The organism is Streptomyces krungchingensis (assembly GCF_054729265.1).
Genome location: NZ_JBPUKY010000001.1, coordinates 3,771,278 through 3,783,736 on the forward strand (window position 1 = coordinate 3,771,278; position 12,459 = coordinate 3,783,736).

A 12,459-nucleotide genomic window follows, 5' to 3' on the forward strand; every position below is an offset into this window, starting at 1 on the left:
CCTCGATTTCCCACTGACTGGAAGGCACGACCATGGCGGGACCCGTCCTGGAAATGCGCTCGATCGTCAAGACCTTTCCCGGTGTCAAAGCGCTGTCGGACGTCACCCTGACCGTCCGCCAGGGCGAGGTCCACGCCATCTGCGGGGAGAACGGCGCCGGCAAGTCCACCTTGATGAAGGTGCTCTCCGGCGTCCATCCGCACGGCAGTTACGAAGGCGAGATCCTCTTCGAGGAGGAGCTCTGCCGCTTCAAGGACATCCGGGCGAGCGAGCACCACGGCATCGTCATCATCCACCAGGAGCTGGCGCTGGTGCCGTACCTCTCCCTCGCGGAGAACATCTTCCTCGGCAACGAGCACGCCAAGGGCGGGCTCATCAACTGGAACGAGACCCTGCGGCACGCCACCGAGCTGCTGCGCCGGGTCGGTCTCGACGACCACCCCGAGACCCGCGTCGCGGACATCGGCGTGGGCAAGCAGCAGCTCGTCGAGATCGCCAAGGCGCTGTCGAAGAAGGTGAAGCTGCTCATCCTGGACGAGCCGACAGCTGCCCTGAACGACGAGGACAGCGGCAAACTCCTGGACCTCATCCTGGAGTTGAAGAACCAGGGCATCACCTCGATCATCATCTCCCACAAGCTCAACGAGATCCGCCGGGTCGCCGACTCGGTGACCATCCTCCGCGACGGCCGGTCCATCGAGACGCTCGACGTGAAGGCGCCCGAGACCACCGAGGACCGGATCATCAGCGGCATGGTCGGCCGCGACCTGGACCACCGCTTCCCCGAACGCACCGCGTACGACGGTGAGGCGGAGGCGGCCCCGGCCCTGGAGATCCGCGACTGGACGGTGCACCACCCCATCGACCAGCAGCGCAAGGTGGTCGACAACGTGTCGATCAACGTGCGCCGCGGGGAGATCGTCGGCATCGCCGGACTGATGGGCGCCGGGCGGACCGAGCTGGCGATGAGCGTCTTCGGACGCACCTACGGCCGGCACGCGGGCGGCACGGTCCTCAAGGACGGCCGGGAGATCCGCACGAAGACCGTCGCCGAGGCGGTCGGACACGGCATCGCGTACGTCACCGAGGACCGCAAGCACTACGGCCTCAACCTCATCGACACCATCAACCGCAACATCTCGCTGACGGCCCTGAAGAAGGTCGCCCGGCGCGGAGTGGTCGACGAGCACGAGGAACGGCAGGTCGCCGAGGGCTACCGCACGTCCATGAACATCAAGGCGCCCACCGTCTTCGAGCCGGTGGGCAAGCTGTCCGGCGGCAACCAGCAGAAGGTCGTCCTCAGCAAGTGGATCTTCGCCGGTCCGGACGTGCTGATCCTGGACGAACCCACGCGCGGCATCGACGTCGGCGCCAAGTACGAGATCTACACGGTCATCGACCAGCTGGCCGCCCAGGGCAAGGCGGTCGTCTTCATCTCGTCCGAGCTGCCCGAGCTGCTCGGCATGTGCGACCGCATCTACACCATGGCCGCCGGGCGGCTCACCGGCGAGGTCCCGCGGGCCGAGGCCACGCAGGAAGTGCTGATGCGCCAGATGACGAAGGACAAAGAGGTAACCCGATGAGTACGGATGTGACCGCCAAGAGCCCGGCCCCGGCGCCGGCCGGGAAGAGCGGGGACTCGGCCGGGGGCGGCCTGCTCCAGCTGATGCTGGACGGACTGCGCCGCAACATGCGCCAGTACGGCATGCTGATCGCACTCGGCCTGATCGTCGCCCTGTTCGCGGTCTGGACCGACGGCGACCTCCTGCTGCCGCGCAACGTCTCCAACCTGGTGCTCCAGAACAGCTACATCCTGATCCTCGCGATCGGCATGATGCTGGTGATCATCGCGGGCCACATCGACCTGTCGGTCGGTTCGCTCACCGCGTTCGTGGGCTCCTTCGCCGCCGTGCTGACGGTGCAGCACAGCGTGGCCTGGCCGCTGGCCCTCGTGCTGTGCCTGGTGGTGGGCGCGGTGGCGGGCTCGGTCCAGGGATTCCTGATCGCCTATCTCGGCATACCGTCGTTCATCGTCACCCTCGCGGGCATGCTGCTCTTCCGCGGCCTGACGGAGATCCTGCTGAAGGGCCAGACCCTCGGCCCCTTCCCGGACGGGCTGCAGAAGATGGGCAACGGCTTCCTGCCGGAGGCCGGCCCGGACACCAACTACCACAACATCACGCTGCTCCTCGGCCTCGCGCTGATCGTCTTCGCGGTCCTCCAGGAGGTCCGTGACCGCAAGCGGCAGCAGGAGTTCTCGCTGGAGGTGCTGCCGCGCAACATCTTCCTGCTGAAGCTCGTCGCCATCGTCGCGGCGATCCTCGTGGTCACGATGCTGCTCGCCAGCTACAAGGGCGCCCCGATCGTGCTGATCATCCTCGGCGTGCTGGTGGTCGGCTACGGCTATGTGATGCGCAACGCGGTCTTCGGCCGCCACATCTACGCGATCGGCGGCAACCTGCCGGCGGCGAAGCTGTCCGGCGTCAAGGACAAGAAGGTCACCTTCTACGTCTTCCTGAACATGGGCGTGCTCGCGGCCCTGGCGGGTCTGGTGGTCGCCGCCCGTCTGAACGCGGCCTCGCCGAAGGCGGGCCTGAACTTCGAACTCGAGGCCATCGCCTCGTCGTTCATCGGCGGCGCGTCCATGAGCGGCGGTGTCGGCACCGTCCTCGGCGCGATCATCGGTGGTCTCGTGCTCGGTGTGCTGAACAACGGCATGAACCTCCTCAGCGTCGGCACCGACTGGCAACAGGTCATCAAGGGCCTGGCCCTGCTGGCCGCGGTCGGCTTCGACGTGTGGAACAAGCGCAAGTCCGGTTCATAAGTCAGCTCGGGCCCCGCACCACGGTGCGGGGCCCGACCTTCATTGGGCGCGTGAGCCGAAGGGCCGTCGGCACCCCGCACGGACACCCCTGAGGCGAACCGAGCCACAAAAAGGGAGAGCCGCACAATGGAACTGAACAGACGCACGGTCATTGCAGGCGCGGCGGCCGCGGGCCTCGCCGCCACCACTCTCGGCACGGGTTCGGCCGAGGCCGCCCCGGGCGGCAGGAAGCCGGTCAAGGAGCTCTTCGGGAAGCTCGCCGACGGCACCAAGGTCCACCGCTGGTCCCTGGAGAACGGCGGCACCCGGCTGAAGGTCCTCAGCTGGGGCGGTGTCGTCCAGAGCCTGGAGCTCCCCGACCGGCACGGCCACTACGCCAACGTCTCCCTCGGCTTCGACAACATCGACGACTACGTGGCGAAGACCCCGTACTTCGGCGCGCTGATCGGCCGTTACGGAAACCGCATCGGCAAGGGGCAGTTCACGCTGGACGGCACCGCGTACCAGCTGTCCGTGAACGACGGCGTGAACAGCCTGCACGGCGGGACCAAGGGCTTCGACAAGCACGTCTGGGACGTCGAGCCGTTCACCGAGGGCTCCGACGTGGGCCTGCACCTGTACTACGTCAGCATCGACGGGGAGATGGGCTACCCGGGCACGCTCCGCACGAAGGTGACGTACACCCTCACCCGCAACGGCGACTGGCGCATCGACTACGAGGCCACCACCGACAAGGCCACCGTCGTCAACCTGACCAGCCATGTCTACTGGAACCTGGCCGGCGAGGGCAGCGGCTCGATCGAGAACCACGAGCTCACGATCGCCGCCTCCCGCTACACGCCCACCGACTCGGGGCTGATCCCCACCGGTGAGCTGGCGAAGGTCTCCGGCACCCCCTTCGACTTCCGCAGGGCCAAGGCGATCGGCCGGGACATCCGGGCCGCGCACCCGCAGCAGGTCACCGCCAAGGGCTACGACCACAACTGGGTGCTGGACAAGGGCATCACGGCGCGGCCCGAGCACGTGGCGACCCTGCGCGACCCGTCCTCCGGCCGCACCCTGAGCATCGCCAGCGACCAGCCGGGCCTGCAGTTCTACTCCGGCAACTTCCTCGACGGCACCCTCGTCGGGACGGGCGGCCGCGTCTACCGGCAGGGCGACGCGCTGTGCCTGGAGACCCAGCACTTCCCGGACTCGCCGAACCAGCCCTCGTTCCCCTCGACGGTGCTGCGTCCGGGCCGGACGTACCGGACGAGCACGGTCCACTCGTTCGGTTCGTGACCCGCCTTCACAGCGGGTTCACAATCTCCACACGACTTCACATCGATTGAACAGCGCCACCCCCGTATCCGTATGGAAGGGCGGCCCGTGCTCCCCCGCGCGGGCCACCCACAAGACGGAGGGCCCGTTCTCCCCGACGGTCCGCCCCCTACGGAGGTTCCATGGCCGGCAATGTCACCTCGCTCTTTCGCGGCACCGCGGCGCACAGCCCGTCGATGGCCGCACTGACGCGGGAAAGTGACGGCGCCGGCCCGGTGGACTTCTGCATCCCCTGCAACCCGTACTTCCCCACGCCCGCGATGTTCGACGAACTGGCGGGCCGGCTGCGCGAGATCATCACCTACTACCCGAGCAGCGCGGACACCATCACCGCCGAACTGTGCTCGCTGCTCCAGCTCCCGCCGCAGTGCGTCGCGATGGGCAACGGCTCCACCGAGCTCATCACGTGGATCGACCACCTCCTCGTCCGCGAGTCCCTCTCGATCCCCGTCCCCACCTTCGGCCGCTGGACCGACCAGCCGATGGAGACCGGCAAGCGGGTCGACATGTTCCCGCTCCAGGAATCCGCCGGGTTCTCCCTCGACCTCGCCAAGTACGCCGAGTTCATCCGCGCCCGCGGCACGCGCGTCGCCGTGATCTGCAACCCGAACAACCCCGACGGCGGCTTCCTCCCCCGCCAGTCGGTCATCCAGTTCATGGACGCGATGGCGGACCTGGACCTGATCGTCATCGACGAGTCCTTCCTGGAGTTCGCCGACGCGGAGTCCGACCCCAGCGTGGTCGAGGACGCGGTGATGCGGCCCAACGTCATCGTGCTGCGCAGCCTCGGCAAGAACTTCGGCCTGCACGGCATCCGCTTCGGCTACCTCGTCGCCAACCCCGCCCTCGCGGGCAAGGTCCGCTCGATGCTGCCCAAGTGGAACCTCAACTCCTTCGCGGAGACCGTGGTGTTCATGCTCAAGGAGCACGGTCAGGAGTACATGCAGAGCCTGCACATGGTCCGCCGCGACCGGCTCGACATGGCCCAGCAGCTCTCCCAGCTCCCCGGTCTGACGGTCTACCCCTCGCAGGGAAACTTCCTCTTCGTACGCCTGCCCGTGGGCGCCGAGGGCACCGTGGTCCGGGACCGGTTGCTCACCGAGCACCGGATCCTGGTCCGCGAGTGCGGGAACAAGATCGGATCGTCCAGCCGCTTCCTGAGACTCGTGGTGCGCCCCCAGGTGGACGTGCGTCGCCTGGTGTCCGGCCTGGAACAGGTGCTCTACGGGACCAGGAGGGGAGCCGCCGTGCCCGAGCTGGGCACAGGGACCAGCTACAGCTCGGGCACGGCGGCGGTGGACCGCCTCGTCAGCGCCACCAACGGGGCCGGGATGCAGGGGCTGGCCGCGCAGGCGAACGCCTGGCCGGGCCCGGCCGCCGCCGCGCAGCCCGGTCCGCCGCCCGGCCTGCCCGCTCCCCAGCCCACCCCGAGCCTGCCCGCACCGCAGCCGCTGCCCCAGCCACTGCCCCAGCCGCAGCCCGCTCCCCAGCCGGCTGCCGCGGTGGCGTCGAACTTCCCGGCCGCGCAGCCCGGCCCGCAGTTCCCCGCCCAGTCGACGGCCTGGCCGACGCCCGCCGCCGCGCAGCTGCCCGGCACCGTCGCGAGCCCGGCACCGGCCCCCGCGCCGGCCATGCCCGCCCCGGTCGAGGGGCTCCAGCCCCTCGGCCAGACCGGCATGCCGGGGATGAACAGGGCGGCCTCCCCCCTCGGCGCGCAGGGCGGGCTGACGGCGGCTCAGGTCCGCGGCCGGACCCAGCCGGAACCACCACCCCGGTCACAGCCCCCGCAGACGACCGGCTGGCCCGCCGTGGGCGCCATGCTCTACAACCGGGCCGGCTGACACCCGAGGCCCGGGACACACATCCGGCCGGGCGCCGTCCCGCACCGATCCCCATCGGTGCCGCGGCGCGCGGCTACACCGCCACGGGCTCCCGCTCCTCGGTCCGCGGCCCTGCGGCACGCTCCCTGCGGTGGGCGCGCACCGAGTGGCCGAGGGCGGCGGCCCACAGCACGAACAGCGCGACGTAGACCGGGGTACCGAGGGCGTCCGGCACGCCGGCCCACTCGCTCCCGAGCAGCGTGCGCACGTTGGTGACGACGATGACGCCGCCCACCGCGGAGCCCAGCACGCGGGGCGGCACCAGCCGGACCAGCCAGGCGGCGACCGGCGCGGCGACCAGACCGCCGAGCAGGAAGGCCAGCACCCAGGTCCACGACAGGCCCTGCGAGCCGAGCGAGAAGAGGAATCCGAGGCTCGCGGCGATCGCGACCAGGAACTCGCTGGTGTCGACCGAGCCGATCACCTTGCGGGGCTCCATCCGGCCGCTGGCCAGCAGGGCGGGCGTGCCGACGGGGCCCCAGCCGCCGCCCCCGGTGGCGTCCAGGAATCCGGCGACGAGCCCGAGCGGCGCCAGGAACCGCTTCCGCAGCGGCTTGTCCGACCGGTTCTCGGGCAGCCCGCGGAAGGTGAAGCGGGACATCACGTACACGCCGAGGGCCAGCAGGATCAGGGACATCGCGGGCTCCGCGACCTCGGTCGAGAGCTTCGACAGGACCGTCGCGCCGAGGAAGGCGCCGACGGCGCCCGGCACACCGATCCGGGCGACGACCTTCCAGTCCACGTTGCCGAAGCGCCAGTGCGCGGCGCCGGACATCAGCGTGGTGCCGATCTCCGCGAGGTGGACCGTGGCGGACGCCGCGGCCGGGTTGGTGCCCATCGCCAGCAGCAGCGTGGACGAGGTGACCCCGTAGGCCATGCCGAGGCTGCCGTCCACGAGCTGGGCCCCGAGGCCCGCGAGGGCGAGCAGTATCAGCGTGCGCATGTGGTGCGTCCCGTCGTCGTTCCGGACCGCCGGGCCCGGAACCCCGGTTCCCACCGGCCGGGTGGGGATGATCGGGAGGCGAGGCTAGGACGCCGGTCTGAGGACAGCCTGAGTACACGATGAGGACGGCTCACAGGCGGCGCCCGCCGACACGACCCCGTCCCGACGACGACACCCCCGGCGGGTGGCGGAAATCGGCCTGAACGGCCTCGTCCTCAATCGCCGGACAGGCTGAAGGGTGCCTCCCAGCTCCAGCGGCGTGCGGGAACCCGCGATGGACGCACCCGCAACCGCCCTCTCCCCGCAGGGGCCGTACCCCGGACGCACCCGCAGCCGCCCTCTCACCGAAGGGGCCGTACCCCGGACGCACCCGCAGCCGCCCTCTCACCGAAGGGGCCGTGCCGGTGCATCACATGCCCGTTGCGGACGGCAACACGACCCCACCGCACTGAACCACCGGACCACACGACGGCTGCAACGGGCGGATCACCGGCACGGACCCGACCCACCCACCGGACCGAAGGCGAAACGGCCACAGCCACAGCCACAGCCACAGCCACAGCTACGGCGCCGTCAGCTCCGCCTGGCTCTCGGCGGTGCAGAGGTGTGCGGAGGCATACAGAGGCGCGCGGGGGTGTGCAGAGGCGTGCAAGACAAGGGCAGGCCGCGCCCGTCGCCGGCCGCCGACCCGCCGCCCGGCGGCCACCGGTACCGCCCGTACCGCGTAATCCCCCCACGCCGGATCCTCATATGACCAGTGTGGGACGCACCGCTGTGGACAATGGCCGCACCCTCCCCCACGTCCCCGGCCGTGCCCGGACAGGATCGGGCAAGCCAGGACAGGGGGATACCCATCGCCGTCCCCGGGAGGACCCGCATGGTGTTGAGCAGACGTACCTTCAGCGCATTCGCCGGCTCGGCCGCGCTCGGCTTCTCCCTGGGCGGCAGCGTGAGCAGTGAGGCGTCCGCCGCCGGAAGGGTGCCCCTCGCTCCCACGGGGCCCGCACCGGGCCCGCCCGCGGCCGACGGCAGGACGCACACCGTCGGCTTCGACCGGTACTCGATGCTCGTCGACGGCAGGCGGCTGGTGCTCTGGTCGGGCGAGGTGCACCCCTTCCGGCTGCCCAGCCCGTCCCTGTGGCGCGACGTCCTGGAGAAGCTGCGCGCCCACGGCTACAACACGATCAGCATCTACGTGTCGTGGAACTACCACTCCGCCGCCCCGGGGTCGTACGACTTCACCGGTGTCCGCGACCTCGACCTGTTCCTGCGGACGGCCGCCGAGACCGGCCTGTACGTCATCCTGCGCCCCGGCCCCTACATCAACGCCGAGGTCGACGCGGGCGGCTTCCCCGGCTGGCTGACCGTCACCCCGGGCACGGCCCGCACCTCCGACCCGACGTACCTGAAGTACGTCGACGAGTGGCTGACCGCCGTCGACCGGATCGCCGTGCGGCACCTCTACACCCACGGCGGCGGAACCGTCGTCCTCTACCAGCTGGAGAACGAGTACGCGAACAACGTCACGAGCCCCCTCGGCCGCGACTACATGACCCATCTGTACGCCAAGGTCCGCGCCGACGGCATCGACGTGCCGCTGTTCCACAACGACAAGGGCAGGAACGGCCACTGGGCGCCCGGCACGTTCGACACGGCCGGCGAGACCGGCCGTTACCTGTACGCCTTCGACGGCTACCCCTCGCCCGTCGGCCAGCCGCCCGACTGGGGCTACTTCGGCATCGGCGGCACCAAGGGCGGCTCGACGGCGAGCCCCGAGACCCCGGGCTTCATGGCCGAGTTCGGCGGCGGCTGGTTCGACCCGTGGGGCGGGGCGGAGTTCGACGGGAAGGGCTACGCCGAATCACGCCGGACCCGGGACGCCGCGTACGAGCGCCGCTTCTACCTCACCAACCTCGCCAACGGCATCAAGATCCACAACGTCTACATGACGTTCGGGGGCACGTCCTGGGGCTGGCTGCCCGCACCGATCGTCTACACCTCGTACGACTACGGGGCCGCCCTGGACGAGGCCCGCCGGCCCACCGAGAAGCTGATCCCGATGCACCAGATCGGCCAGCTCCTGCACTGTGTGCCCGACCTCGCCAAACTGGACCGGGCGCCGGACGTCACGGTCGGCGACGACACGGCGGTCAAGGTGTATCCGCTGGTCAACCCGGACACGGGGGCGCGTTTCCTGGTGCTGCGCAACGACGCGTCCTCCGATACCGTCGTCCAGGTGCCGCTCGCCGGATCGACGGTGCCCGTGCCGGTGTCCGGGCTCGACGCGCGCCTCGTCGCCACCGGGATCTCCCTCGGACGCCGCACCCTGCGCCACTCCAGCGCCCAGCCGATGCTGTGGCTCACCGCCGGCCGCCAGGACATCGCCGTGTTCACCGGACGGCCGGGCGAGCCGACGCAGACCGCGATCGAGTGCGCGAGCGAGCCGACGGTCACCGTGCTGGAGGGCAACGCCGGACACGAGTACGCGGACGGCGTGCTCCGCGTGGACGCGCCCCTCGACGGGATCACCCGGGTCCTCGTGGAGGGCGGCGGCACCGCGGCGCCCCTCCTGCTGCTGCTCGCCGACGACACGGCGTCGGGCCGGCTGTGGCGGTACGACACCCCGTCGGGACCGGTGCTGGTGCACGGGCCCGCGCTGCTGCGCTCGGCCGCCCTGCGCGGTACCGCCGTCCATCTCACCGGCGATACCGTCGAGGCGGCGGACCTGGAGGTGTGGGGTCCGCGGGGGACGACCGAGGTCGTCTGGAACCAGGGCACGGTGAAGACGCGGGCCACGCAGTCCGGCAGTCTGCTGGCCGTGCAGCAACTGCCCGGTGTGCCCGCCGTGCCGTTGCCCGCGCTGACCAACTGGCGCCGGGCCGAGGAGAATCCGGAGTCCGCGGCCGGCTTCGACGACTCGTCGTGGAGGACCGCCGACAAGAAGTCCTCGTTCAGCGTCACCCCGGTCCCCGCCGGTCAGCCCGTGCTGTTCGCCGACGACTACGGCTTCCACTACGGAGACGTCTGGTACCGGGGGCACTTCGCGTCCGCGGGGGACGCGGAGTCCGTCTCCCTGTCGTACGTCGCGGGCGCGCAGGGGCTGCTGATGGCCTGGCTGGACGGCGAGCCGCTGGGGACCCACCGCATGCCGGTGCCGGACAAGAAGACGGTCCGGCAGGGCACCTGGGAGGCCACCGCCACCTTCCCCGTCGAGCCGGGGACGCGCGGCCCGCACGTGCTGTCCGTCCTGGTGCGCCGTATGCAGCACGACGAGGACGGCGCGGCCCGCGACACCCACAAGGTGGCCCGCGGGCTGACCGCGGTGAGCTTCGCCGGCGCCTCCCCGGCACTCACCTGGCGGATCCGGGGCGAGGGCGCACCCGACCCGGTGCGCGGCCCGCTCAACAACGGCGGCCTGTACGGGGAGCGCCACGGCTGGCACCTGCCCGGCTTCGCGGACGCCGGCTGGAAGGTCGTCGATCTCCCGCGGGCCGAACGGCGCCAGGGCGTCGTCTGGTACCGCTGCGACTTCCGGCTCGCCGTCGACACCGGCGTGGACGCGTCGATCGGGCTCACCCTCACCGACGACCCGGCCCGCGCCTACCGGGTGCAGATCTTCCTGAACGGCTGGAACATGGGCCAGTACATCAACGACGTCGGCCCCCAGCACACCTTCGTCCTGCCGAACGGGCTGCTGCGCACCAGGGGGAGCAACACGCTGGCCCTGGCGGTCCTGTCCGACGGGACGACGCCCGCCGGGCCGGGCGAGGTGCGGCTGACGCTGCTCGGCAGCGCGGCCGGAGGAGTGCCGGTGGCCCCGGTCGACTCCCCCGGCCCCGCGAAGCGGCGCGCCCGGCGGTGATCCCCGGCCGCGCGGGCCGGGCTGGCGGGCCCTGGGTCCTGTCCGACCGTTCCCGCCTGCCCGGCGGCGCCGGGAATGGTCGGACACCCCCTATCGCAGCCGGATCACGTTCCACGACAGCGGTTCCAGGACGGCGGTCAGCGTCCCGTCCCGGAGCACCGCCCCGTCGACCGGGTGCGGGGTGACCCGCTCCTGGTCGTCGGCGGTGTTGACGGCGTCGGGGTCGGCGTCGGACAGCGCGGTGTGCTCGACGACCGTCGTCAGGTCCAGCCGGCTCAGGACGACTTCGAGCGGCAGCGGCGCGGTCCGGTCGCGGTTGACGGCGAACACGGTGACCGAGCCGTCCTCGGCGCGCACGGCGGTGGCGTGCAGCAGGTCCACCTCGCCGTACTTCTTCGTCTCGTACGTCGGCGAGTCCACCCGCACGTCGAGGACCTCGCCGCGCCCGTGCCTCGACGCCTGCGCGAACGGGAAGAACGTCGTCTGCCGCCAGGCCCGTCCGCCCGGCTCCGTCATGATCGGCGCGATGACGTTGACGAGCTGGGCGAGACAGGCGACGGTCACCCGGTCCGCGTGCCGCAGCAGTGCGATGAGCAGGGAGCCGAAGACGACGGCGTCCGTGACGGAGTAGACGTCCTCCAGGATGCGCGGGGCCTCCTGCCAGTCCTCGACGGGGTGCGGGTTGGGACGGCTCTGGTACCAGACGTTCCACTCGTCGAAGGAGAGGTTGATCTTCTTGGCGGACTTCAGCCGGGCCCCGACGTGGTCGCAGGTCGCCACGACGTTCTCGATGAAGGACTCGGTGTCGACGGCGGAGGCGAGGAAGGAGTCCCGGTCGCCGTCGGTCTCCTCGTAGTAGGCGTGCAGGGAGATGTGGTCGACGAGGTCGTAGGTGTGCTCCAGCACCGTCGCCTCCCACGCGGCGAAGGTCTCCATGCCCTGCCCGGAGGAGCCGCACGCGACGAGTTCGAGGTCCGGATCGATCTGCCGCATCGCACGGGCGGTCTCGGCCGCCAGACGGCCGTACTCCTCGGCGGTCTTGTGGCCGGTCTGCCAGGGTCCGTCCATCTCGTTGCCGAGGCACCACAGCCGGATGCCGTACGGGTCCTTGTCCCCGTGCGCGATCCGCAGGTCGGAACGGGCCGTGCCGGAAGGGTGGTTGGCGTACTCCTGGAGGGCCAGGGCCTCGGCGACACCGCGCGTGCCGAGGTTGACCGCCATCATCGGCTCGGCCTGCGGGCCGATCTTCTTCAGGAAGGCGATGTACTCGCCGAGCCCGAAGCGGTTGGTCTCGGTGGAGCGCCAGGCGAGGTCGAGGCGGCGGGGCCGCTCCTCGACCGGTCCCACCGAGTCCTCCCAGTTGTAGCCGGAGACGAAGTTGCCGCCGGGGTAGCGGACCGCGGTGACGCCGAGTTCGCGGACGAGCTCCAGCACGTCCGTGCGCAGCCCCGCCTCGTCGGCCGAGGGGTGGCCCGGCTCGAAGATGCCGGTGTGGACGCAGCGGCCGAGGTGCTCGACGAACGAGCCGAACAGCCGGGGGTCGACCGCGCCGACGGTGAAGGAGGGGTCGAGGGCGAAGCGGGCGGTGCGGGGCATGGCTTCCTTCCGGAGAGCTGACGAACGGTGGGGT

General features: G+C 70.9%; 7 protein-coding genes. 5 read left to right on the forward strand and 2 right to left on the reverse strand.

Annotated elements, in window-relative coordinates; all coding sequences use genetic code 11:
• The first annotated feature begins 32 nt into the window (after positions 1 to 32).
• The 4 genes from mmsA to ACSYGO_RS16820 all read left to right on the forward strand — a co-directional run bounded on the left by mmsA (position 33) and on the right by ACSYGO_RS16820 (position 5,985).
• Positions 33 to 1,583: a multiple monosaccharide ABC transporter ATP-binding protein gene (mmsA, locus tag ACSYGO_RS16805; protein ID WP_426675579.1), complete on the forward strand. Its 1,551-nt coding sequence runs from the start codon at positions 33 to 35 to the stop codon at positions 1,581 to 1,583.
• Entirely contained in the window at positions 1,580 to 2,824 is a 1,245-nt protein-coding gene (gene mmsB, locus ACSYGO_RS16810; RefSeq protein ID WP_426675578.1) for a multiple monosaccharide ABC transporter permease, read from the forward strand. The genes mmsA and mmsB overlap by 4 nt, the downstream gene beginning before the upstream one ends.
• Positions 2,825 to 2,950: 126 nt before the next feature.
• The gene (locus ACSYGO_RS16815) at positions 2,951 to 4,105 is read left to right on the forward strand and encodes an aldose epimerase family protein (protein WP_435227498.1); all 1,155 of its coding nucleotides are present in this window, start codon (positions 2,951 to 2,953) and stop codon (positions 4,103 to 4,105) included.
• A 161-nt stretch (positions 4,106 to 4,266) separates the two neighbouring features.
• A complete protein-coding gene (locus ACSYGO_RS16820; RefSeq protein ID WP_426675576.1) occupies positions 4,267 to 5,985 on the forward strand; it encodes a pyridoxal phosphate-dependent aminotransferase in 1,719 nt (572 codons plus the stop codon).
• Positions 5,986 to 6,058: 73 nt separating this feature from the next.
• On the opposite strand, the gene ACSYGO_RS16825 is transcribed toward ACSYGO_RS16820, so the two are convergent.
• Positions 6,059 to 6,967, reverse strand: a complete 909-nt coding sequence (locus ACSYGO_RS16825; protein WP_460386991.1) for a sulfite exporter TauE/SafE family protein — start codon at positions 6,965 to 6,967, stop codon at positions 6,059 to 6,061.
• Positions 6,968 to 7,844: 877 nt separating this feature from the next.
• On the opposite strand from ACSYGO_RS16825, the gene ACSYGO_RS16830 reads away from it, so the two are divergent.
• Entirely contained in the window at positions 7,845 to 10,829 is a 2,985-nt protein-coding gene (locus tag ACSYGO_RS16830) for a beta-galactosidase (RefSeq protein WP_426675574.1), read from the forward strand.
• Positions 10,830 to 10,919: 90 nt separating this feature from the next.
• Here ACSYGO_RS16830 and arfA read toward each other — a convergent pair whose 3' ends face one another.
• On the reverse strand, positions 10,920 to 12,425 hold the full coding sequence (gene arfA / locus ACSYGO_RS16835) for an arabinosylfuranosidase ArfA (protein WP_426675573.1): 1,506 nt from the start codon (positions 12,423 to 12,425) through the stop codon (positions 10,920 to 10,922).
• Positions 12,426 to 12,459: the final 34 nt, after the last annotated feature.